The sequence below is a fragment of the Galbibacter sp. L-19 genome, assembly GCF_056857615.1.
Genome location: NZ_JBSXNL010000048.1, coordinates 42,868 through 69,611, shown reverse-complemented (window position 1 = coordinate 69,611; position 26,744 = coordinate 42,868). Strand labels below are relative to the sequence as shown.

Genomic DNA, 26,744 nt, shown 5'->3' with positions numbered 1-26,744 from the left:
CATTTTAACACTTCTTAGGCTTTTACCGAGGTAATTGATGGGGTACTTTAATTGTAACTACAGTTCCTTCGTTAATTTTACTTTTCAAAAACACCTTCCCTTTATGCAAGCGTATTACTTGCTTTACATAACTTAGTCCAAGACCGTAGCCTCGCACTTTATGGAGATCGCCAGAGATTATTCTATGATACTTTTTAAAAACATTCTTCAATTCATTTTCTGCAATTCCAATTCCATTATCCTTCACTTCAACATACATTTGATTGCCCTTTGTAACCGCTGTTAATCTTATTACTGGTTTACCTTCAGAATATTTCTTGGCATTATCTAATAAATTATTAATGGCATTCTCTAAATGATTTGGTTCACACAAAATCCAATACGCTCCATCTTGAAGTTCATATTCAAAATCTATATTTTCCAAATTGGATAATTTAGAAAAAGAAGTTGCCAAGGAAAGCAAATTAGGTCTAAAATCTGTTAATTGTAAATCCATCACACTTTTTCTACTCTCCAAACCTGCCAAGTCCAAAACCTTTTCAATTTGAACTTTCAATTTATTATTTTGCTCTCTAATAATAGCTACAATTGGCTTTGTTTCGTCAGTAGCTTTTTCAGACAACAATTTGGTAGCAAGCCCTATTGAAAAAACAGGAGTTTTTAATTCGTGTGTAAGGTTATTTATAAAATCATTGGTAGTAGTTATAACACTCCGCTGCCAATAAAGCGATCGTAACACCCATATTACAACGAGAATAATAGCTATTATAAAAATTAAACTCGGAATAGTTAAGCCATTTAATTGTGAAAGAAAATAATTATTCAAATCTTCAAACTGAAGCTCTAAAATTAATCGTTCATTTATTTTATCAGGTAAATATCCACTAAGAACTATCGGAAATTTAAGCTGCTCTTCATCGGAAACTTTATAATTAGGAGATGTTAAATATACAGTGGAATCGTTTTTAAAAAGACGGTAATTAAATTCAGATTTAATTCCACTTTGCATCAATCGGTCTACTAAAAAATCATTCAAAAAATAACGAGAAGCATCTTGAATGCTATCTACACTCATCTTAAAATAGGAACTGTCTTTGGTAATAGCCTGTTCCATTAAAAAAGTTAGTTCATTTTGGTGATTCAAATCTTGCTTAATAGCTTGTACCGCCTGCCCTGCTTTAGAATTAAATTGAACCTTTGCTAAATTCAATCCAACTTTTAAGTATTGATATTGAATAAAAGCCAACCCAATTACCGAAATAATGAAAATTATAATATATCCTTTTTTGAAATTGAGCATACTTACTAACTTAACAATCTGCCACAGCAGAAATTTATAGGCATTATTACCTCAGAAAGGGTTTAATACCTCAAGGCTTCCCTCGAAGTTCTTGATTTAAACAAATCTAAAAAATAAATCGACTTATGGCCTCTCTCATTTTAAATATCACTTTATGAGAACTATAATTTATAAAAATCTGTAACTCATTAAGCAATTATTAATCTAATTAACCTTTCATTAATCTTTTTCGTTTATCATTAACCTCAACATATATAAAACCTTACTATTTTAGTAGTGTTCAAAATAGTTTAAATAATTCTTCAACAATTAACTATGAAAAAAGCTAGCTTTCAAGTTAGCTTTTTTTAATGTAAAACTTTCTCGGAGCTTGTCTAATCAAAGTTAGATGGACTAGTCAACGAGATAGTATAAAAAAGTTAGAACATTTCAAAGCAAATTCTCTGGCAAAATCAGGACAGCCTTTGAAATATTTAAATCTCGATTATTGAGTAAGGCAATAACTAAAAACAAATTAACTACCTTGGGATAAACCCACGAAGGATTTAAAAAACGACTATAGAATTATGATAAAAAAGTTTTTACTATTTCTAATTGCATCTATTTTATTTTCTTGCAATAAGGAAGAGAAACTTTTTACGTTTATAAATCCTTCAAAAACTACCATTAATTTTAATAACCAATTAACAAATACACCAGATCTTAACATTCTTAACTACCTCTATTTTTACAATGGCGCTGGGGTTGCAACTGGAGATTTTAATAACGATGGTTGGCTTGACCTTTATTTTACAGCCAATCAAACTAATGATAAACTGTATCTCAATAAACAAAATTTTCAATTTGAAGATATTACAGAACTAGCGAGAATTGATAATGCAAAAAATTGGACAACCGGTGTTACAACGGTAGACATAAATAACGATGGTTGGCTAGATATTTACATTTCTAAAGTAGGGGAACTCTCCAATAAAAGTCATAATCTCCTATACATTAATCAAGGGGTTGATAAAAATGGCGTTCCAACTTTTAAAGAGGAAGCTAAAAAATACGGCTTGGCAATTTCTTCTTATGCAACTCAGACAACTTTCTTTGATTATGATTTGGATGGCGATTTAGATATGTACTTACTTAACCATTCGGTGCATCCAAACAGAACGTATGGAAGTGGCAAAAAAAGAAATACGGTGGACTCTTTATCGGGAGACAGGCTTTACAAAAACGAAAATGGATTTTATAAAGACGTTTCTAAAGAAGCTGGTATTTACCAAGGAAGTATAGGTTACGGGCTGGGCATTTCTATTTCAGATATAAATAATGACGGTTATCCAGATATATATGTGGGGAATGATTTTTTTGAAAACGATTATTTATATCTCAATCAAAAAAATGGAACTTTTAAAGATTTGATTGCTGAAGATGAAACAAAATTAGGGCATACGAGTCATTTTTCCATGGGAAATGATATTGCCGATATCAATAATGATGGAAATGCGGATATTATTTCTGTAGATATGCTTCCAGAAGAATTGAAGAGTTTTAAAACCTCTGGAACCGAATATAATTTCCAAACTTATAGTGGATATCTTAAAAATGGATATGCACCTCAATTTATGCAAAATGCGCTTCATCTAAATAATGGAAATGAAAATTTCACAGAAACTGCCTATGCAAGCGGATTATCAGCTACAGAATGGTCTTGGGCTCCACTTATTGCCGACTTTGATAATGATGGAAATAAAGACGTTTATATTACCAATGGAATTTTAGGAGCTACTAACGATATGGATTTTATCAGTTTTATAGCAAATGAAAATATCCAAAAACGACTTAGTAAAGGCATGGAAAAAGAAGACATGACTTTTATAAATGAAATTCCAAAAAAGCATGTTCCTAATTATTTCTTTAAGAATAACGGAAATCAAACTTTTAAAAACACAACCAAGGATTGGCTTTCCGAAACCCCTTCTTATAGTAATGGTGGCGTGTATGCCGATTTAGATAATGATGGCGATTTAGACCTTGTGGTAAACAATACCAACGAAAAAGCCTTTATTATAAAAAACAACACGAAAGAACATTTTGACACTAGAAATTATTTGAAAATTAAATTTAAAGGATCTGATAAAAACACATTTGGAATTGGAGCCAAAGCAACTGTTTATTCAGATTCTTTAAAACTATCAGCAGAAAATTTCAATACAAGAGGATTTATGTCGGCAGTAGCTCCAGAACTTCACTTTGGATTAGGAACACATTCAGAAATAGATTCAATACGTATTATATGGGCGGATGGAAAGTCGGAAAAAATAACGCATCCTAAAGTAAACGTTACTATTACGGCCTCTCATAAAAATGCACAAGAGAATTATTCCTACAAATCAACAAACACAAATTCTTATTTAAAAAATGTAAGTGCACCGCTTACATTCAAACATAAAGATTTTACTTCTATTGAATTTAATAGAGATCCTCTTGTTCCTTTTGCAAATACCAATCAAGGTCCTAAAACTACTATTGCAGATATTAATAACGATGGTTTAGATGATGTTTTTATTGGAGGAGCTAAAACACAAAGTTCTACTTTGCTTTTGCAAACAAAAGATGGCTCTTTTGAAGAAGTTCAAAAAAATATTTTTGAAGAAAATGCCATCAATGAAGATGTTGACAATTTATTTTTTGATGCCGATAATGACGGCGATAAAGACTTAATTGTTGTAAGTGGAGGAAACGAATTTATTACTGGAAACCCTCTTTCTCCTAGACTCTATTTTAATCAAAATGGATTGATGATGAAAGACACACTTCAGTTTAAAAATATTTTTATAAATGCCTCAACTGTTAACGCAGTTGATATTGATAATGACAACGATTTAGATATCTGTATTACCTCCAACGGTATTCCAAGAGCGTTCGGAAAAACACCAAAGCAATATATTTTTCAAAATGATGGAAATGGAAGCTTTAAAGATATCTCCTCCTCCTATGCAAAAGCTTTTCAAAATATAGGAAATGTTCAAGATGCTATTTGGATTGATATTAATAAAGACAATTTCTTAGATCTTATAACGGTTGGACACTGGATGCCGATTTCTATTTTTATTAATGATGGAAAACAACTAAAACTTCAAAAAAATAATCTTGGAGAGAGCAATGGTTGGTGGAATACTTTAGAGGTAGCCGATTTTGATAAAGACGGAGACTTGGATCTAATTGCTGGAAATTGGGGACTTAATACTCGCCTAAAAGCTTCAAAAGAAGAACCTATTACACTATATAGTAACGATTTTGACGATAACGGAAACATTGAACCTATAGTTACTTATTTCTATAAAGGGGAAGAAACTACCTTTTCTTCAAAAGACGAAATTGTAAAGCAAATCCCAATGTTAAATAAAAAATTCCTCTCCTATACCGATTTTGCAAACGCTTCTTTTTCTGAATTGTTTCCAGAGGAAAAACTAGAAGCAGCGTATAAAAAAACAGTTTTTGAACTCGCCTCTTGCTATTTTGAAAACGATGGAAATGGAAATTACACCAAACATATTTTACCATTTATGGCGCAGAGTTCTGCTATTTTCGATCTTCAAAAAGATGATTTTAATAATGATGGATATGAAGATATTTTACTAGTTGGAAACAATTATGAAATAAGCACACAATTAGGAAGATTAGACGCTTTACACGGCTTGTTATTAATAAACAACAAAAATGGTTTTTTTAAGGTTTTAGAAAATCCAACGTTTGACATTCCAGGGCCTGCAAGGAACATCAACAAAATAAATATACAAGACAAAACTTATTATATAGTTACTATAAATAATGGTAATCCGATTTTTTTAGAAAAGATAATAACTCCATGAAAAAGATAATTTTTACATACTGCATTTTTAGTTTATTTATTTCTTGTAACTCCAAGAATAAAAATAAAGAGCGTATTGAACCTGATAAAGAAACGCTGTTTACACTTGTATCTCATGAAGAAAGCGGTATTGATTTTATAAATGAAATTGAAAACCAGAAGGATTTTAACATCTTTAAATACCGAAACTTTTACAATGGCGGAGGTGTTGCCATTGGAGATATTAATAACGATAATCTCCCCGATATCTACTTAACAGCTAACATGGGGAAAAACAAACTTTTTCTTAATAAAGGAGATTTTAAATTTGAAGATATTACAGACAAAGCAGGTGTAGGTGGTGATAAACCTTGGTCTACTGGAGTTACTATGGTGGATATAAATAGCGATGGATTATTGGATATTTATGTTGCAAATGCTGGAAACATGGAAGGAAACAACCATGATAATGACCTCTACATTAATAATGGCGACTTAACTTTTACTGAGAAAGCAAACGATTATAATTTAGCAAGAAGCGGCTTTACCACCCATGCTGCTTTTTTTGACTACGATAAAGATGGCGACCTTGATGCGTATATCTTAAATAATAGTAATATTCCAGTAAGTAGTCTCGGGTACGCTGCACAAAGAAAAGTAAGGGCTCAAGATTGGGAAGGAGTCCCTGATATTTTTAAAGGCGTTGGAGATATGCTTCTTAGAAATGACGACGGAAAATTTGTAGATGTAAGTGAGGAAGCTGGTATTTATGGAAGTCTTATTGGTTTTGGTTTAGGTGTTATGGTTAGTGATATTAATCAAGATTCATATCCTGATATTTATGTCTCTAACGATTTTTATGAACGAGATTATCTATATATCAACAATCAAGATGGTACTTTTAGGGAAGAAATAAAAAACTGGACTTCTCATTTAAGTCTTTCTTCCATGGGAGTGGATATGTCGGATATTAATAACGACGGACTTGCAGATATTTTTATTACCGATATGCTCCCAGAAGGAGATGAGCGAACAAAAACTGTAACCGAATTTGAGGGATATGATATTTTTAAACTGAAACAAAGTAAAGATTTCTCTCAACAATTCATGCAAAACACCCTACAGGTAAATAATGGAAATGAAACTTTTTCCGAAACCGCTTATTTCAGTGGTATTGCAAAAACAGATTGGAGTTGGGGTGGTGTATTATTTGACATGGATAACGATGGATATCGAGATATTTATGTAGCAAACGGAATTAATCATGACTTAACAGATATCGATTTTGTAAACTTCTTTGCTAATGAAATCATCCAAAAAATGGCGTTAACTGGCAAAAAACAAGCTATCGATTCAATTATCGACAAAATGCCTGTTAAACCAGTACCCAATTATGCTTTTAAAAACAATCAAGATTTAACTTTTAAAGACGACACAAAAGAATGGGGACTCTACCGCCCGAGTATGTCAAACGGAGTGGCGTATGGAGATTTGGATAATGATGGAGATTTAGACCTCATTGTTAATAATGTAAATATGCAGGCTTTTGTATATAAAAACAACAGTGATAAACTCACAAACAACAACTTCATAAGAATCAAATTAGTTGGTGAGAGTCCGAATGTTTTTGCTATCGGAGCAACTGTAAAAATGTACATAAAAGGAAAAACACAACTTTATGAACAAATTCCTTACAGAGGTTTTCAATCTTCTATGGACTATATCATGACGATTGGAATTGGAAATGCTGAAAAAATAGATTCTATAAGAGTTATATGGCCAAATAATACAACTAAGAAATTGGAGCTTGTAGATGCAAACCAAACACTTACTCTAAAACAAGCAGAGGCAGTCGATATTTATAAAATTCCGAAGAGAAAAGAACTCAAAACTTTCTTTACAGAAATAGAAAATAATGTTGTTAAACCTCATAAAGAAAATAATTTTGTAGACTTTGATTATGAAGGATTAATTTCTAAAATGACATCACAAGAAGGCCCTGCTGTGGCAAGTGGCGATATAAATGGAGATGGTAATGAAGATTTGTATGTTGGTGGAGCAAAAAATCAATTAGGAAACTTATACCTCAATTTAGGAAACGGAAAACTTCGTAAAGCAGAACAAAAAGTATTTGAAGAGGATAGTTTTTTAGAAGATACCTATGCTTCTTTCTTTGATGTAGATGGAGATGGCGATCTTGATTTAATGATAGGATCTGGTGGAAATGAAGAAAGAGATGCTACTAATTACAAAGCACGACTGTATCTAAATGACGGAAAAGGTAAGTTTACAAAAGACAAAAACACACTCCCTTCTACTTTTCATAATATTTCTGTAATTGCTCCCTACGATTTTGACAATGATAATGACATTGATGTATTTATTGGGTCTAGAAGTGTTCCAGGAACTTATGGCGTAAATCCGAAGCATTTATTTTTAGAAAATCAAGGAGATGGCACTTTTAAAGATGTAACAGAGAGTAAAGCATACGACCTAAAAGATGCAGGTATGATTACCAATGCTAAATGGGTTGATATTGATGGAGATGCTATAAAAGATTTAATTCTAGTTGGCGATTGGTTAGCTCCAAAGATTTTGAAAAATTCTGGTCGAAGATTAACGCTAGAAAAATCTAATTTAGATAATTACAGCGGTTGGTGGAACACCATAGAAAATGTAGATCTTGATAAAGATGGCGACCAAGATTTAATCCTTGGAAATCAAGGATCCAATATTGCATATAAAGCCACAAAAGATGCTCCAATGCGAATGTTTATAAACGATTACGACAATAATGGTACTATAGAGCAGATTGTAACACATTCTATTAATGGAAAAGATATGCCTATTCATATGAAGAAAGAATTAACAGCACAATTATCATCATTAAAAAAGCAAAATCTAAAGGCTTCTGAGTATTCTAAAAAATCCATTCAAGAGTTATTTTCAAAAGAAATTTTTGATCGCTCCATTAAAAAAGAGGTAAATATTACAGAATCTGTTGTTGCTATAAATAATGGAAATGGAAACTTTACAGTTAAAAAACTTCCAAACCAAGTACAACTTTCTTGTGTTTGTGATATCAGTACTACAGATCTCAATGGCGATGGAAATCTAGACCTCATTATGGCTGGGAATAATTATGAATTTAAACCTCAGTTTTCAAGGTTAGATGCCAATTATGGAAGTGTCCTTCTAGGCAATGGAAAAGGCGATTTTGAATGGCAAGATTATAATAAATCTGGCTTTTTTGTAAAAGGAGAAGTAAAAAAAATAGAGCAATTTAAAGATGCTGCTGGTAATTCATTCCTTTTTGTTGCAATTAATAATGAACAACCAAAAATTTTCAAAATCAATGAATAGGTGCTATCTGTACATAGTAACGATTTTTATGATTGCTTCTTGTAAAAAAGAAGGCGAGTTGTTTATGAATCCTTCTGAAAAAGAAACGGGTATTAATTTTACAAATACACTCACCGAAACAAACGATTTAAACATCCTAGATTACCTATATTTTTATAACGGCGGTGGTGTTGCGGTTGGAGATATTAACAATGATAATTTACCCGATATTTTCTTCTCTGGAAACCAAGTAAAGAACAAACTTTATCTCAATAAAGGTAATTTAAAATTTAAAGACATTTCGGTTGCTGCTGGTGTGGAAGGAAACAGCACGTGGAATACCGGAGCCGTTATGGGCGATGTTAATGGCGATGGTTTTTTAGACATTTATGTGTGTGCAGTAGTGGGAATTAATGGATTTAGAGGCTATAATGAACTGTACATAAATAATGGCGACACTACTTTTACTGAAAGTGCTAAAGAATATGGTTTAGACTTTGAATCTTATAGCTCCTCTGCAGCGTTTCTAGATTACGATTTGGATGGCGATTTAGATATTTATTTATTGAATCATGCTGTTCATACTCAAGAATCTTTTGGTAAAGCAGCGCTTAGAAATCAAAGAAATTATGAAACAGGCGATAAATTATTGAGAAACGACAACGGAAAATTTACCGATGTAAGTGAGCAAGCCAATATCTTTGGCGGTGTAAATGGATATGGATTAGGAATTGCTATCTCCGATTTTAATCAAGATGGCTATCCAGATATTTATGTTGGAAACGACTTTCATGAAGACGACTATTATTATCTTAATAATGGTGATGGTACTTTTACTGAAAGCTTAAAAAAGCATTTTGGGCATACAAGTCGGTTTTCTATGGGAAATGATGTTGCAGATATTAATCACGATGGTCTCCCAGATATTTTGTCTTTAGATATGCTCCCAGAAGATGAAGCTGTTTTAAAATCTTCAGCAGGGGATGAAAATGTGCAAATGTTACAAATGCGTACCGAAAAACTAGGATACCATTATCAATATACTAGGAATATGCTTCAGTTAAATAATCAAGACGGAAATTATACTGAAACAGCTTTGATGAGCGGGATTGCGGCAACCGATTGGAGTTGGAGTGCCCTTTTTGCTGATTATAATGAGGATGGAGAGCAGGATCTTTTTATAGCTAACGGAATTCCAAAACGCCCTAACAACTTAGATTTTATAAAGTTTACCTCTAATGAACAGATTCGTAAAAAACTAGATAACACAAAACTTGTAGACCAAAAAGCATTGGAATTAATGCCTTCTGGAGCCTACCATAATTATATTTTTGAAGGGAAAAAAGAAACTCAGTTTTCAGACCAATCTGGGAAATGGATTATAAAAGATAGCTTAATTTCTGGCGCAACTGCCATGGCAGATTTTGATAATGATGGCGATATTGATTTAGTAACAAATAACATCAATCAACCAGCAACGCTTTACATCAATAAATCAACAAACAAAAGAAACTATTTAAAACTGAAGTTCAATTACACAAAACCAAATAGCCTTGCCATAGGAACCAAAGTTTTTGCCTACCAAAAAGGAATTTTACAATTTCGTGAATTATATACCGTTCGTGGATTTCAAGCTTCTTCTGAGCCTTTTATCCACTTCGGATTTCCTACAAATTCTAAAATAGATTCGTTGGTTATTGTATGGCCAGATAAAACATATCAAACCTTAAAAAACATTAATCCGAATCAATCAGTAACAATTTCAGCTGAAAAAAATAGAAATCAATTTGCCTACAACTCTCTAAAGAACAAACAACAACCCCTTTTTACAAAAGTAGAAGGAAATTTAGGAATTAACTACAAGCACAAAGAAGATGATTATATAGATTTTCTAAGACAAAAATTAATTCCTTATCAAATTTCCGATCGTGGACCTGCAACCGCAATTGGCGATTTAAATGGGGATGGGAAAGATGATATTTTTTTCGGAAGCTCAAAGTTTAAACGTTCTCAAGTATATTTTCAAAATGATACTGGTTTTATAAAACAAACAGATAATTTTATAAGAAATGATTCTATTAACGAAACTGTGGTTGCCTTAATTTCAGATTTTAATAAGGATGGTAAGAATGATATTTTTACAGGCAATGCTGGCGGTGATTTCTACGGGGAATCTAAACCCTTAAATGATGTGGTGTATTATAAAAAAGACAGTTTCTTTATTAAAAGTATCCTCGAAAATGAGTTTGAAAACACCTCTGTAATTAAACCTTTTGATTTTGATACCGATGGAGATCTAGATGTTTTTGTAGGTAGTAATACTGTTTCTTACGACTTTGGAGCCATTCCAAACTCTTTTATTCTAAAAAATGAAAATGGAAAATTTGAGGCTCTTAAAAATTTAGAATTGCAAAAAGCAGGAATGGTTACCGATGCTATTTGGACGGACTTTACAAATGATGGCACAAAAGATTTAATTGTGGTAGGAGAATGGATGTCGCCAAAATTCTTCAGCAATCAAAATGGTAATTTTAAAGAAGTATTTCCTTCCGAAGAAAAACTAAACGGACTTTGGAGGAGTATTACTGAATTTGATATGGATGGTGATGGTGACAATGATTACCTATTAGGAAATTGGGGAACTAATTCTAAATTTAAGGCTTCCAAGGAATACCCAATGCGGATGTATTATGCCGATTTTGATAACAACAAACGCACAGAAACAATTTTGGCGACCGAAAAAGATGGAGCTTACTATACCGTAGCAAATTTTGATGAACTTTCAGAACAATTAGTTTCTATAATGCGAAAAAAGTTTACTGACTATAAATCTTTTGCAGGAAAAAATATAGAAGAAGTTTTTGGTGAGAAATTGCTTAACAATGCCACCCTCTTAGAGGTTCACACCTTGACATCTGGTTGGCTAGAGAATGAAAATGGAAAATTTAAATTTCATGCTTTCGAAAGGAAATTACAAACGGCTCCCATTACTAATTTTTTAAAACACGACTTTAATAATGACGGAAAAGAAGAAGTTTTAGCTGCTGGAAATTATTTTGGAGTAAAACCGTATCATGGAAAATTTGATGCTTTTCCTGGGGCACTCATAAGCAACAAAAAGAATATTCAGCTAACCTCAAATATTGGATTGGATTTATCAAACAAAGCTATTACACAGTTAAATACTATTAGAATTAACAATCAAAATTACCTTTTGGTAACAGTAAATAATAACGGTGCAGAACTGTACCAAATCAAAAATCTCGGGGGAAATCCATGAGGTTTTCAAACAAAATAACCTTAACTCATTTCGACAAAAAGCGTCGAGGAACTAAACCCTCTGTGAGAAATTAAAAAACAATTAAAATGAAACGTATTTCCCTCTTATTATTTAGCGCTTCCCTTTTATGCATTATTGCTTGCAATAAGGAAGAACAGCCTATTGAAGTAACTTCAGAAAACATGCATCGGGCAATTGATAAAGTTGTTGAAGTTATGATTCATGATATTTTTTCGCCAGTGGTAGCGAGTAGGATTTTTGTATATCCAGATATTGCTGCTTATGAAATTATTGCAAAGAATGACCCAAATTACAATTCGCTTGCAGGTACTATAAATGGATTAAAACCCATTCCAAATCCTATTGATACTGTAAATGTAAACTACAAGGTTTCTGCATTGATTGCTCATTTGGAATTAAGTAAGAGTCTTATTTTTTCTGAAGATAGAATAACTGCTTATCAAGATAGCTTATACAATACTTGGAAAAAAACCAACGAAAAAGAGTTTGAAAAATCTAAAGAATATGCCATGCAAGTGGTAACACATATGAAAAAATGGATGGATACGGACAATTATAAACAAACCCGAACCATGCCAAAATTTACAGTAAACACAGACGACCCTTCTCGTTGGCAACCAACTCCTCCTGCATATATGGACGGAATTGAACCCCATTGGATGAAAATAAGAACCCTTGCAATAGACTCTGCTGCTCAATTTAAACCGATTCCACCTCCTGAGTTTTCAATGGAAGAAGATAGTCAGTTTTACAAAGAAACTATGGAAGTTTATAATGTGAGAAATAAAATGACCGAGGAAGGCGATGATTCTGAAGAAATTGCTATTGCTAAGTTTTGGGATTGTAACCCATATGTTTCTGTTACCAAAGGACATTTAATGTTTGCAACCAAAAAAATTACTCCAGGCGCACATTGGATTGGTATTACTAAAATAGCCTGTAGGAAAACAAATACAGATTTCAATAAAACAGTTTTTGCTTATACTAAAACTGCCATTTCTATATTTGATGGTTTTATAAGCTGTTGGGATGAAAAATACAGAAGCAACCTTATCCGTCCGGAAACTGTAATTAATCAATATATAGACGAGAATTGGAAGCCTGTTTTACAAACCCCTCCTTTCCCTGAATATACGAGTGGGCATTCGGTAGTTTCTGGAGCTGCAGCAAAAACACTGACTTCTATTTTTGGAGATGATTTTGCTTTTGATGACGATACTGAAACTCCATATGGAATTCCTGTTCGTTCCTTCTCTTCCTTTAACAATGCTTCTACTGAAGCTGCTTTAAGTAGAATGTATGGTGGAATTCACTACCGTGCAGCTATAGATGTTGGTTTGAGTCAAGGTCGATCTTTGGGAGAGTATGTAATTAATAAATTATCGGTAATGACTAATAAAGAAGTAGCAAGTACTTCCGTAAAGTAATAAAAATCAAATGAAAAAAATTATAAGCGTTTTAATCCTTATTGTTTTATGTATTCTTGGCTGGTATTTATTCATTAAAAAAAGTGATTATATCTATAGATTTGAAACCAAAACTAGTCAGGCTACAGTATTTTATAGTATCTCAAATTGGAAAAAAACTAACGATTCTATTCACACAGAAACCATAGATAGCACCCTATATAAATCCATCACCCAAAAGCTAAATTATTTGGATAAAAACTATACATTATTTTGGGATATTAAAGCTGAAAATGATTCCGTTACAAAAGTAGCGCTTGGCATTAAAGGAGCTAAAAACAATGCCATTAATAGAATTACAGCGCCTTTTTTAAATACTGAATTTAAAAGTATGTCAAAGGATATTGTAATGAACTTTATCCGTAAATTAAAAATGAATCTATCTACTTTTAGAGTAAAAATTACAGGAAAAACAGATTCTCCAGCTAAAAAATGTGCTTGTGTAAATGCAAAAACAAAACTAGAAAACAAGGCTAAACACATGATGCGAAATTACAATTACATAGCCGATTTTGTTGATGAAAACAATTTGCAACCAGATGGCAGACCAATGGTGGTTATTAATAACTTTAATAAAGAGGAAAATACTATTGATATGGATTTTTGTTTCCCTGTAACAAGAATTGATAAACTCCCTGAAAACCCTGATATTTTCTTTAGGGAATTAAAGGCTGTCCCATCTCTTAAGGCTGTTTTTAATGGGAATTATATGTATTCTCATCATGCTTGGTTTCAAATTTTTGATTATGCTGAAAATAATGCTATTGATTTAAAAAACAATATAATAGAGAAGTTTCATAACAACCCTAATTTTGGGGGAGATGCATTGCAATGGACCACAGAGGTATATATTCCAATTAAATAATCCTCTATGCGCCTTTTAATGGAGAGATTTATAACTAAATTTTATAGAAACTAAAAAGAATCATTAATGGTCTCGTATAAGAATAGTAGCGGATTTACGCCCTGATTTTCGGTTAAACACAGACCTTTTTTATATTTACTTACTTTCGTTTTAGCGATAAAACCGCTATTATTTTTATACATTGTAAGGGTTGCTCAAGCCATTAATTTTATAAAAAAAGAGGATTATGCTAATTTTTAATAATAGGTAAATTGTTGTTTTCTAAGCATATGTCATTTTCAAGAACTGGTTTTAATTAGAAATTTGGTTAAAAAAAGCTTGTGCAACAGCCACCATTGTTAGCCACTGGTTTTTCCTTTCAAATAAGTTTCTGGTGTCAATATTGCCAAATCACTTTTTTTGAAATCCTTTATATTTCTTGTCAGGATAATATTTATTTTTCCAATTTGAACCGCAGAAAAATTTTGTAAAGCATCTTCGAAATCTTTAAATTCTGAATTAAGAGCATCCAAAACAACATCTCTGTCCATTTCTATGATTTCTATTATACTTAATAGCTGTTTGATTTTTTCTATTATCAGTTGATGTTTTGCTGTTTTTCTCAATAAATAATAAACATTACAGATTATGACTGGTGTTGTAAAACCATTTAGTCTTTTTTCTTCACAGCGATTTAAAATTTCAGTCGAAAATTGAGCAAAAGGTTCACGGTCAAAAAAGAAATCCATTAATACATCAGTGTCGATTAAAATGTTGTCCATTATAAATATTTTTCTTCTAATCGATTTCTAAGCTCTTTTTTATAATCCATATTTTTAGGCATTTTAAAAGAACCTTTTAAAGACTTCACAACTGGATTTAATTTTGTTGATTTATTGGCTTTTTCTTCTTTTGTTAGAATTTTTAAATAATTTTCTATAATATCAGATAAGCTCCTGTTTTTATCTTTGGCATATTTTTTAGCTTTTTGGATAATTTCCTTCTCTATTGTCAAAGTGAGTTTTGTGTTCATTTTGATTGACTTAATTTATTATTGAATCAAAGATAAGAATTTAATTTATTGCACGTGCTGTTTTGTATTTATTTACACGTTTTCTGGCTTGTGATTATTGTCCGAGTAAAAATACAAGACCGCTTCGCTGTAAGAGAAAAGAACAAAGACTAAATATTAACTATTATAAAATGAGTAGTTTAAAGAAATAACATTACTAAACTCCTCTTTTTATTCATTTTTATTAATAACAAGAGGTTATTTTAAAAACCTCTATTAACCCTTGATATATGTGGAATGAAATAAACGCTGTCTGCTTTTATCAGACAACAATAAAAAAGAATCAAACCTGAATGTTTTTACACAGTCAATTAGGATAGTTTATAAATCATTAATGTCCGAGTAAAAATACAAGACCGCTTTGCTGTAAGAGAAAAGAACAAAGACTAAATATTAACTATTATAAAATGAGTAGTTTAAAGAAATAACATTACTAAACTCCTCTTTTTATTCATTTTTCTTAATAGCAAGGGGGCTATTTTAAAAACCTCTATTAACCCTTGATATATGTGGAATGAAATAAACGCGGTCTGCTTTTATCGGACAACAATATTTATAAATAAAACATAATTCCCTTGACATAAAAAGCTTTCCTGCACCATAAAAAGGCTTTCCCCGCATGGTAAGTACCTATCCCGACGAACTTTTATAGCTTCCTGCAGGTATAGTTACCCTTCCCGCCAGCTTAGTATGCTTTCCCCGCATACTTGGAATGCTTCCCCGCAGCGGGGAAACAATTATTTACCCAATAACCCAACAAAAGTAGGATGTGCAAACATAAAAAGGGCTCAAAAGGAAACAAAATCAACTACCTCTAGGCAAGCCTACGAGGTATTCAAAATAAAAATATTTTAATTCATTTCGACGTAAAGCCCTTCGGGAAACTCAGACAAGCTTTGGGAGATAAACTCTTCCAGAGGGATTAATTTTCAGGAATCCTTTTACATTTACAGTGTAGATTCTCTTTTTACAAGACTGGATTTAATAATTTCGGTTTCGTAAGGACGCGATTCAAAATCTTCTTCTTCCAAACGTTTTATAAGTAAGTCTACTGCCTTCTCTCCTATCTCTTCTCCGTGTTGACTTACGGTGGTTAATGACGGACTGCTACTAATAGATATAATCCCGTCTGTAAAACCAATTACCGAAACATCTTTTGGTGCTGATTTCCCCATTTTCTGAGCAATTTTCATTGCAGAAACAGCAAAAAATTCTGTAACTCCAAAAACAGCATCTACTTCATTATTTTTAAAAAGCTCTTCAACAGGTTCAAAACCACCATAAAAATCTTCTACTTTCACTATTAGGTTTTCATCAACCTCAATTCCAGCATCTGCAAGTGCTTTTTTATAACCTTCGGTACGTAACTTTCCAACACTCATATAATCGGGCATCGTAATTAATGCAATGCGCTTACGCCCACTTTCTATTAAATATTGAACAGCACTGTAAGCCCCATGAAAATCGTCTATAATTACCTTATCACAATTTACTTGATCGGTTATTCTATCAATCATAACCACAGGCATTCCTTGGTTAATTACTTCATTTATATGATGAAAATCTTGCTTTTTTTCGGTGTCTTTAGAAAGCGACATAATAAACCCATCAATACTTCCATTTGCCAACATTTGCATATTGATAACCTCTTTATCAAAAGATTCATTTGAGATACATACAATTACATTATAACCTTTGGCAGTTGCCAAACGCTCTACACCAGTAATTACGGAAGAGAAAAAATAATGAACAATTTCTGGAAGGATTATTCCAATATTTTTTGTTTTCTGATTCTTTAAACTTAAAGCAATATTATTGGGTTTATAGTGATGTTCTTTAGCAAAAGCTTGAATAATTTCTTTTGTTTTTTCACTAATTTCCGGACTATCTTTTAATGCTTTTGAAACTGTAGAAATAGAAACATTAAATCTTCTTGAAATCTCTTTAAGCGTTATTTTTTGCTTCATAGTGTAATCTTCCTTTTATAGCTAAGTTCAAAATTACGCTTTTTCAATTAAATGGAAGTTTTTATTTCGCTAAGTAACTCTTAAATTAATACAATCTACTTGTATTAAATAACTTTCGTAGAATGAAAGTAAATGCTCAATAATAAGCTCATTAAATAGAAAAGAGAATCATAAAATGTTTTTCTCTAAGTATTAAAACTTTAAAACTTAAGTAGCCTATGCAAATTGGGTTATTTGTATTTTATAGATTCCCAGTATTTATCTGCTCTTTCTGCTAATCTATCTGCACCTTCTTCTGTCCATAAAGTCAATGTATTGGTTTTTCCAGCATTATAAAACAGATACAATTTCCCATTTCTAATTTCATAGGTTTCTGGGTTTATTCTGACCTTTTCTCCACTTGCAATTGCATAAGCGCAATAACCTCCATATTGTGGAATGTATTTTTTAGGTGAATTTTTAAATGCTTTTAAATGTGCTTCGGAAGCAAATAAAAATTTAGCCTTATCATAAACAACAGCTAAGTTCTCTATCCCCTTAGTGGGTTTTCCTTCAAAATAAGAAACAACATCATAGCCTTGGGCAACAGCTCCCTTTTTGGTATTGTAATCTATAGAACTTTGTGCAGTGATGGTACTAAAAGTAAGAAGAAGAAATAGAGAAATAAGTGTCTTCATAATAAATACAAAATATATTAATTACTAGCTTAGTAGCCATTATAATAGAAACATTACAGAAGACTTTATAAAACCATTAAATTACAACCACGGATGTCGGAATTATCAAAGCGACCAATAACCTCAAATTCTTTTCCGTTTTTCCTCCCTAAATCTTGAGTAGCAATAAAAGAACAGGAATTTATATTTGCCAAATCAATTACATTGATTCCTCCAGACTTTCCGTCATCAAAAATAGTAAGTGCATCTTCTGGATCTCGAATTATAATATCCATCCACGGAGGACATTCAAAAACTCCATTCCCTTTAGAATACCCTTGTGAAAGCAACTCGGTCATTCCATATTCAGAATGGATTTTATCAACATTAAAACCTGCTGCTAAAACCGAATGAAGTTCGGTGCGAATCATTTCCTTTCTACGACCTTTCATACCGCCAGTTTCCATAACAATGGTATGCTGTAAATTAAAATTGAAGGTTTCTATTAAATCCAATAACGCAAAAGAAACCCCAATAAGCAATACTTTTTTGCCAGCTGCGTCCAATTTTTTGAGATGCTGCGCTAATTCTTCTAAATTGTGAAGGTAAAAGCCACTTTCGGGAGCCTCAGACTGCTCAATCATATCGTTTACCATATAAATAAGCGAAGAACCTGTACGCTCTAAATATGCAGGTAAAAGTGCTAAAACAGTATACTCTTTAATATTTCCATAGAAATAAGAAAACCCTTTTCTAAAGCTTTCTTCATAAACACTTATATCTGTAACCAAATGTTTACTTGTTAAATTTCCTGTGGTTCCGCTACTGGTAAAGATAGTTTGTGGAGGTTTTGAAGAACTTAGAATTTCGCGAGATTTAAAAAACTCAATCGGCAAAAAAGGGATTTCTTCTTTTGTTTTTACATTTTGCGGATTGCGCTTAAGATAGTTGCAAAACTCACGGTAAACAGGATTGTTTTCATACTGAAATCCAAAAACATTTAATGCTGTTTTATTAAAATCGGCATTCGTTTTAATTTCAAAAACACTTTCTGGACTCATACACCTCTTATTATGTTGCAAAAATAAGTTTTAGTTATAAGGTAAAGAAACATAAAAGGCATAAAAAAACCACCCCGCAATGAAGCGGGGTGGTTTGAAAAAATATTTTTATAAATCTGTTAATTTTAATCCTTTTTTATTTTATAGGTTTCATCATTCGCTTTAATAATATAATTTCCTTTGGGCAACGATTGAATAACTTGTTCTTCTTCCTTGCTCATCACTTCTTTTGACAATACTTCATTTCCCGAAAAATCGAAACCTTGGAGTTTATAGGATGTTAATATTGATTTCGAAGCTGTATTTGTAGAATAGATAAATCCTACACGATTTTCATATTCAGACTGGCTATTATCTTCATTTTTATAAACTATTGAAAAAATAAAGTAATATCCTTGATTATTCGAAACACTTGCATTTCCAATATAACCATAATCTGGATTAACATAGGTTCTAAGTGTGGCTTCACCTCCGGGTAAGATAGAACTTATCTCATCATCGGCTATAAAATAATCGTTGTATCTATCAAACGAACTATTATATGAAAAGAACTTAGAGAGGGTTACATCAATAGCATCCCCTCCATTATTTTTTAAGGTATAAATAAATTCATAACTATTATTATAACTTAAAGTAGGTGTACTATTAGTATTCGAATTAAATATTTCGCTGCTGCCGTTACGTAAAATTCTTAGATTGGTAATTTCAATATCAGCTAATTCTACATCTGAACAATCAACATAAAACGATGTACCAACATTATTAGCTCCAATTGTTGTTGGAGCACTTGTTTGTGGAGTATCTTGTGCAGAAGTTACTTCATAATATCTATATCCAATACCGGAGCCTCTATCAATATTGTATATTTTACCAATAGTAAGCTTTTGAGAAATATTAATATTAACTCCTACTGAATTTTCGGAGTCGTTGTTACATTTAGACAAATTCGCTTCATCCTTAGTCTTACCTCGATACTTAATCGTATGATATTTAGCATTTTCTCCTCCCATTGTATAAACATACTGCGTGGTCAAGCCTGCATATTTTACAACTAAAATGAATTTCGTCCCTGGAATAGTCGTGATATTTCTATTATATATAGTTACCCACATTTCTTTTTTAGTATAATCATCAAATTTTAACTGATAATCACCTTCCCTATTCCAATATATCCTATTAATTTCATTACTCGATGAGACACTTCCTTCGTATAATATCAAGTCAATTTGTCTATATCCATGTGTCTTATATGTATAGTCGCCCTTTATCTCAAAACTATAATGAAACCGATCTCCCATAGTAAAGGTTTTGTTTGAACTTTCGTCTATTTTGAAGTTTCTAATATCTATGGTTTGAGCAAAGCCAATAGAGACAATAAATAGAAAGGATAATAATAAAGTAATTTTTTTCATGATTAAAAGATTTAAGGTTAATAGTCTAAATTTAGAAAATAAATCACCTCCCTAATTAACCACTATGTTATGTTTAGTTAAAAAATTTAAAAAAACCACCCCGCAATGAAGCGGGGTGGTTTGAAAAAATATTTTTATAAACTTTATATTAAAAACTCAAACTATACCCTAATGAAAGAGCCATTCCTGGTTCTCTATAGGAGAAATTTTGATCAGCTGCTCCGTATGACTCATAGAAGCTTTGTCTTTTTTCATCTAAAATGTTTTCCATTTTAAAGCTAATTTTGGAATTCTTTTCTTTTCCAAAAGCTTTTGCTAGATTAAAGTTTAAACTATTAAATGGCTGTGTAAATACATCTGGATTTTGACCAAAACCTACAACCTCCAATGTTTTTCCTTGAACATTGAAAAAGACTCCAGTTTCTAAACCTAAATCTCTGTTATTATAACTTAATCCAGCATTAATTAAAAATGGGGATTGACCTTGAAGTGTTCTAGTGTCTTTAATAGTTTCTCCATCTCTAGCGAAAATTACTCTAGAATCATATTCTTGACCTTCTCCTTTTGCCATTTCTATTTCTGAATCAATAATTGAAACATTTAAATTGACACTCAAGTCTGATAATCCTTCAGAAATAAATCCAAAATTCTTTCTAGCCTCTAGTTCAATTCCTAAAACCTCAGCTTCAGGAGAGTTACGAGGTGTAAATTGATTAGGCGCAGTAATATCGTATGCAACAATTTCAATCGGCTTTTTAAACTTCTTATAAAAACTACTAATAGCAAACATTTGTGCTCTATCTCCAAAAATTTCAAATCGGAAATCAAAATTATCAATGTAAGTAGGCTCTAAATTAATATTTCCTAAAAATATAACACCTGTTAACAAATCTGGAATTTGCACCACAGAAAGCTCTTTAAAGCTAGGTCTTGCAGTAGTTCTAGAATAAGAAGCTCTAAAGTTTTTACCTTCTTGAAACTCATAAATTAAATTAGCAGATGGGAAAAAATCTAATTCATCAATAGTTTTTTCATTATCATACACCTCTGAACCTGTATTATTTTGACCGGTAAAGAAAGTAGTAAAATACTCAGCTCTAAGTCCTAAAATAGCCCTGAATTTTTCTGCGAATTTAAACTCATTTGACACATATGCTGCTGCTGTATTTTGATTAGAATCAAAAGTATTTGCTGGTTGATAATTTCCTCTTATATAAGACCCTGAATTATTTTCTGGCGTCCATATATTATCAGGTTCCAGAATAGCATCTGGGTTTCCGTTTAAACTACTTGTATCAAAATCAAAAAAGGCAATATTATAATTATTAATTGAATAATCACGTTGTTTATAACTATATAGTCCTCCAAATTTCAATACTGCTTTATTACTAAACAAATTATAATTTTTTGTAAGATCTAACTTTCCTACGGCATTTACCTCTTCTAAGTTTCTCCATAATCTGTTTGGGAAACCAGCATCAGAACTAATACTATATCCATCTGGTTGAATAATGAAAGTAGTTAATCTTACATCTTTATCTTCTACTTTACTCAGCGTTGGAGAGACACTCCATTCTGTAATAAAAGAAGCATCTTTAGAAGTATGCTTTCCAGAGAGTAAAAGGTTACTAACAGATCTTTGTGTATACTCTAAATTATCTTTAACTACATCTATAGCATTCGAAATCTCTGTTCTTTGATCAAAAATGGCAGCTCTTTTCTCTCCATTCTGTATATGAAGTAAATTTAAACGATATTTAGATCTATTTGTTTTGAATGATAACCCAGCTAATGCAGAAGCTAACACATTATTTTTTCCTAAATCTCCTTGCTGTCTTCTATCAAATCGTAGTTCGTTAATATCACTTTCAGGATTTTTTTGGTAAATACCATTTTCAAAACCTTCATAAAATTCAGTTTCATTTTTATAATCTAAAGAAGCAATTACTCCTAATTTATTTTCTCCTATATCAAATTGATTCCCATAACTAAATCCTAAGCTAAAATCTGGCATTGAAGTCTGCTCCTGCGCTGCCATATTTGGTTCTAATCTACGAGTGAAATCATCTAAAATACTGTTATTAACTTGATCTGAAGGACTAGGTATATTAGCATTTTCAGAAAAAGGCAATTCTCTTGTACCATCATCAAAACCTAAAAAATCTGTAGCACCACCATCGTATGACAAGTAATTGCTTTTAAAATGCATACTAGGTGTATATCCTACAGAGGCTGAAAATGACATCTGCTTTTGCGTAGGAAAATCTTTTGTAATAATGTCTACTACTCCCCCCGTAAAATCGGCAGGTAAGTCGGCAGAAGCAGATTTTAATACAATTATATTTTCAAGGATATTGGTTGGGAAAATATCCATTTGTAACGTATTCTTATCTGGATCTAAACCTGGAACATCCATTCCATTCAAAATAGATTTAGTATATCTATCTCCCAAACCTCTTACATACACATACTTTCCTTCTTGAACCGATACACCTGGCACTCTTTTAATAGCAGAAGCAATATTACTTGCTCCAGTTTTCTTTATCCCTTCAAGAGACAATCCATCCATAAGCGTTACCGAGTTCTTTTGTAAGTTCAATACAGAAGCTTCGGTATTTTTTCTTACAGTAGTTGTAACAACTACCTCATCTAATACTGCTGAAGACGGCTGTAAAGTAACATTCACTTCTACAGTTTTACCTGCTTCAACAACAACATCAGTAATTTCTTGAGATGTATATCCAATAAATGAAAACACAATAGTATAAGTCCCCGCATTTACATCTAAGGAATATGCCCCTTCAAAGTCCGTAGTAGTTCCTTTACTTTCGCCTTTTATTGCAATATTAGCAAAAGGTAATACGTCATTAAATTCTCCATCCATAACCTTACCTTTTACAACTCCTTGCTGAGAAAAAGCAAATTGTGAGAAGATTAATATGAGACCTAATGTTGATATAAAATTTTTAAACATTATTACTTATTTATGTATTTAGTTTTAATTCCGTAAAATGTCCAAAACCTTAAATTAATAAGACTTTGGACATTTGATATTATAGTTTTAATTGTATAAGATTAGATTGCATCTGCAGAAGAAGCACTAGTCCATGTGAAAACCGATACATCAGCTCCAACTGTTCCTTCCGTAACTACAGTTGTATTGTCGATAAATTTAACTTCATCACCTGCTGTATAATCTCCAGCAAAAACATCTGTTAAAACAGTTCCTGTTGGTAAAATAATTTGCCAGTTAGCAAATGTAATTCTATCGTTAGCTAATTCTGTAGCAGAGTCTGCACCGTTTACATTAACTGTAGCGTCTGCTCCAAATCCGTATGCAAATACATTTTCTAAATTTGCTATAAGTCCGTCTCTTAAATCAGCATACTTACTAGAAGTACCAGCTCCGATTAGTGTAAGGTTTTTCATAGTATATCCACCCTCAGTAGTAGCGGATCCTTCTGGTCCATCTAATTCTAAAGCAGTACCAGATTCTGTACCCATAATAGCAACTCCATTATCTAAAGTACCTGTCCAAGCTTGATCTGCATCAAAAGCATCATCTCCTTGAGACCAAACTAAAGCATTTGTTACATTTACACTTCCACCAAACCACTCGATACCATCATCTTGGTTGGCAACAACTTCAATGTTTTCAACTACAGTTCCAGTTCCAACACCTCCTAAAGTAAGACCATTGATTTCGTTGTCTTGTCCTATAGTTATACCTCCATGACGAATAGATACATATTTAATAACTCCAGAGTTATCTGCAGCATCTGTTCCACCGTATTGTCCGTAAGGTTCAGAAGCAGGAATTCCTTCTATCTGAGCTGTTTCAACGTCTCCGTTTACAGAAATAGGTGCTTTACCTAATACAATTACACCACCCCAAAGACCTACGTCTGAGGTTGACAATGTTCCTTCTGTTTGCCCTGGCTCTATTCCATCTAATACAGATGTAAATATAATTGGACTATCTGCTGTTCCTTCAGCCATTAACTTACCTCCTTGATCTACTACTAAAGCAGACGCTAAAGACTCTTGTCCTTCTGCTCCTTTAATAATTGTACCAGGCTCGATTGTTAAAGTAACTCCTTCGTTAACTACTACTTTACCATCTAAAACATATACATTTTGAGATGTCCAAGTTTCATTGCTTAAAAGAATTCCAGATTTAGTAATTGTAGTTCCTATTGGTTCTGTTGGAATTGCTTCTTCAATAGCTGCTAATGTCCAGTTAAAAACATCTACATCTGCACCTACTGTACCTTCTCCAACTGCTGTAGCATTTGCTAAAAACTTAGCCTCATCTCCATCTGTATAGTCTCCAGCAAATACATCTCCAATAACCATTCCTTCTGGTAAAATAATTTGCCAGTTAGCAAATGTAATTCTATCGTTAGTTAATTCTGTAGCAGAGTCTGCACCGTTTACATTAACTGTAGCGTCTGCTCCAAATCCGTATGCAAATACATTTTCTAAATTTGCTATAAGTCCGTCTCTTAAATCAGCATACATACTAGAAGTACCAGCTCCGATTAAAGTAAGGTTTTTCATAGTGTAACCACCTTCAGTAGCAGTAGATCCTTCTGGACCATCTAATTCTAAAGCAGTACCAGATTCTGTACCCATTACAATAACACCGTTATCTAAAGTACCTGTCCAAGCTTGATCTGCATCAAACCCATCATCTCCTTGAGACCAAACTAAAGCGTTTGTTACATTTACACTTCCACCGAACCACTCGATACCATCATCTTGGTTGGCTACAACTTCGATATTTTCTATAACAGTTCCGTTACCAACACCTCCTAAAGTAAGACCGTTGATTTCATTATCTTGTCCTATTGTAATACCCCCATGACGGATAGACACATACTTAATAACTCCAGAGTTATCTGCAGCATCTGTTCCACCGTACTGTCCATAAGATTCAGAAGCAGGTATACCTTCTATTTGAGCTGTTTCAACATCTCCGTTTACAGAAATAGGTGCTTTACCTAATACAATTACACCACCCCAAAGACCTACGTCTGAGGTTGATAATGTTCCTTCTGTTTGTCCAGCCTCAATACCGTCTAATACAGAAGTGAATATAATTGGGTTGCTAGCTGTTCCTTCAGCCATTAACTTACCTCCTTGGTCTACCACTAAAGCAGATGCTAAAGACTCTTGTCCTTCTGCTCCTTTAATAATTGTACCAGGTTCTATCGTAAGAGTAACACCTTCGTCTACTACTACTTTTCCATCTAAAACATATATATTTTCAGAAGTCCAAGTTTCGTTTTCAGTTAAAATACCAGTTTTTGTGATTTCCTCCCCTTCTGGTTCAGGAGTAGGCTCTGGATTGAAATCATCATCACTAGAGCAGGATATTGCAAACATTGCTAATAAAGAAGCAATAGCTAAAAAATTAAATTTTCTCATTTTAATTAAGGATTTTAGGTTTTGATTCATTGTGTTTGTTAATCTATATGTTAAAACAACATATCTTTATTATTCGACTTTAATTCCGATGCAAATAAACGAGCCATCTACAAAAAGGAAGTTACCCGCGTGTTAAACATAAGTAAGTCCAATGTTACATTTGTGTTACCATATTAAATCATTGTTAACTGCTTTCATATTTTAATATTATCTTTACTTTTGACCTCGGAAAGGATAACCGAAAACTTTTAAATCATTAAAAATGTTTTAGTTATCTAAAAAAAACAACTATAAAATGTTTTTGCTGAAGAAATGCGAGACATAACTAAACCTTACAATACAGATGAAAAAAAGGGAAATTAAAATCCTTTTAGTCGATGACGAACCGGATATATTAGAAATCGTAGGATATAATTTATCTACTGAAGGATACAATGTTACTACTGCAAAAAACGGTATTGAAGCAATTGCTAAAGCAAAAAAAGAAAAACCACACCTTATTATTCTCGATGTAATGATGCCAGAAATGGACGGTATCGAAACTTGTGAACAAATAAGAAAATCTACCGATTTAAAAGACACTATTATTACTTTTCTTACTGCACGTGGTGAAGATTACTCTCAAGTAGCAGGTTTTGATGCTGGAGCAGACGATTATATTACCAAGCCTATCAAACCAAAAGTATTGGTAAGCAAAGTTAAAGCTCTACTTAGACGCTTAAAAGAAGATGATGAGCCTGTTGAAAGCATTGTTAAGGTTGGTAATATTACCATTAACCGTGACGAATACAAAATTATTCAGTCTGGAGAAGAAATTATCCTTCCAAGAAAAGAATTCGAATTACTTTCATTATTAGCCAGCAGACCAGGAAAGGTTTTTAAAAGAGACGAAATTCTAGATAAGGTATGGGGTAACGAAGTAATTGTTGGAGGGAGAACTATTGATGTACACATCCGTAAACTACGTGAAAAAATTGGCGACGATCATTTTAAAACTGTAAAAGGAGTTGGCTATAAATTTGTATTATAAATTCTATTATCCAAAGTATAAC

General features: G+C 32.4%; 15 protein-coding genes. 6 read left to right on the top strand and 9 right to left on the bottom strand.

Going from position 1 to position 26,744, the window contains the following annotated elements; genetic code table 11:
• Positions 1-22: 22 nt before the first annotated feature.
• On the bottom strand, positions 23-1,300 hold the full coding sequence (locus tag AC13CQ_RS07255; RefSeq protein ID WP_008610710.1) for a sensor histidine kinase: 1,278 nt from the start codon (positions 1,298-1,300) through the stop codon (positions 23-25).
• A gap of 566 nt (positions 1,301-1,866) precedes the next feature.
• On the opposite strand from AC13CQ_RS07255, the gene AC13CQ_RS07250 reads away from it, so the two are divergent.
• The 5 genes from AC13CQ_RS07250 (at position 1,867) to AC13CQ_RS07230 (ending at position 14,115) form a co-directional block, all read left to right on the top strand.
• Entirely contained in the window at positions 1,867-5,163 is a 3,297-nt protein-coding gene (locus tag AC13CQ_RS07250; RefSeq protein ID WP_456867841.1) for a VCBS repeat-containing protein, read from the top strand.
• Positions 5,160-8,504 carry a VCBS repeat-containing protein gene (locus AC13CQ_RS07245; RefSeq protein WP_456867842.1) on the top strand — a complete coding sequence of 1,115 codons (3,345 nt, stop codon included), beginning with the start codon at positions 5,160-5,162 and terminating at the stop codon, positions 8,502-8,504. Before AC13CQ_RS07250 ends, AC13CQ_RS07245 begins: the two co-directional genes overlap by 4 nt.
• Positions 8,497-11,763, top strand: coding sequence for a VCBS repeat-containing protein (locus tag AC13CQ_RS07240; RefSeq protein ID WP_456867843.1), 3,267 nt, complete (start codon positions 8,497-8,499; stop codon positions 11,761-11,763). Before AC13CQ_RS07245 ends, AC13CQ_RS07240 begins: the two co-directional genes overlap by 8 nt.
• Positions 11,764-11,849: 86 nt before the next feature.
• A complete protein-coding gene (locus AC13CQ_RS07235) occupies positions 11,850-13,211 on the top strand; it encodes a vanadium-dependent haloperoxidase (protein WP_456867844.1) in 1,362 nt (453 codons plus the stop codon).
• A gap of 10 nt (positions 13,212-13,221) precedes the next feature.
• Entirely contained in the window at positions 13,222-14,115 is an 894-nt protein-coding gene (locus AC13CQ_RS07230; RefSeq protein WP_456867845.1) for a GyrI-like domain-containing protein, read from the top strand.
• 338 nt (positions 14,116-14,453) lie between these two features.
• Here AC13CQ_RS07230 and AC13CQ_RS07225 read toward each other — a convergent pair whose 3' ends face one another.
• From AC13CQ_RS07225 to AC13CQ_RS07190, 8 genes are all read right to left on the bottom strand, one after another.
• Positions 14,454-14,876, bottom strand: a complete 423-nt coding sequence (locus tag AC13CQ_RS07225; RefSeq protein WP_456867846.1) for a type II toxin-antitoxin system VapC family toxin — start codon at positions 14,874-14,876, stop codon at positions 14,454-14,456.
• Positions 14,876-15,127: a DUF6364 family protein gene (locus AC13CQ_RS07220; RefSeq protein WP_008610720.1), complete on the bottom strand. Its 252-nt coding sequence runs from the start codon at positions 15,125-15,127 to the stop codon at positions 14,876-14,878. The genes AC13CQ_RS07225 and AC13CQ_RS07220 overlap by 1 nt, the downstream gene beginning before the upstream one ends.
• Positions 15,128-16,113: 986 nt before the next feature.
• Positions 16,114-17,133, bottom strand: coding sequence for a LacI family DNA-binding transcriptional regulator (locus AC13CQ_RS07215; protein WP_008610721.1), 1,020 nt, complete (start codon positions 17,131-17,133; stop codon positions 16,114-16,116).
• 230 nt (positions 17,134-17,363) lie between these two features.
• Positions 17,364-17,810: a YHS domain-containing (seleno)protein gene (locus AC13CQ_RS07210; RefSeq protein ID WP_456867847.1), complete on the bottom strand. Its 447-nt coding sequence runs from the start codon at positions 17,808-17,810 to the stop codon at positions 17,364-17,366.
• 65 nt (positions 17,811-17,875) lie between these two features.
• Positions 17,876-18,850 carry a LuxE/PaaK family acyltransferase gene (locus AC13CQ_RS07205; RefSeq protein WP_456867848.1) on the bottom strand — a complete coding sequence of 325 codons (975 nt, stop codon included), beginning with the start codon at positions 18,848-18,850 and terminating at the stop codon, positions 17,876-17,878.
• 125 nt (positions 18,851-18,975) lie between these two features.
• Complete coding sequence (locus AC13CQ_RS07200) at positions 18,976-20,262, bottom strand: hypothetical protein (protein ID WP_456867849.1); 1,287 nt, start codon at positions 20,260-20,262, stop codon at positions 18,976-18,978.
• Between the two features lie 148 nt (positions 20,263-20,410).
• Complete coding sequence (locus AC13CQ_RS07195; RefSeq protein ID WP_456867850.1) at positions 20,411-23,236, bottom strand: TonB-dependent receptor; 2,826 nt, start codon at positions 23,234-23,236, stop codon at positions 20,411-20,413.
• 101 nt (positions 23,237-23,337) lie between these two features.
• Entirely contained in the window at positions 23,338-25,692 is a 2,355-nt protein-coding gene (locus AC13CQ_RS07190) for a hypothetical protein (protein WP_335587863.1), read from the bottom strand.
• 343 nt (positions 25,693-26,035) lie between these two features.
• Here AC13CQ_RS07190 and AC13CQ_RS07185 point away from each other — a divergent pair, with 343 nt between their 5' ends.
• Positions 26,036-26,722, top strand: coding sequence for a response regulator transcription factor (locus AC13CQ_RS07185; RefSeq protein ID WP_008610726.1), 687 nt, complete (start codon positions 26,036-26,038; stop codon positions 26,720-26,722).
• Positions 26,723-26,744: the final 22 nt, after the last annotated feature.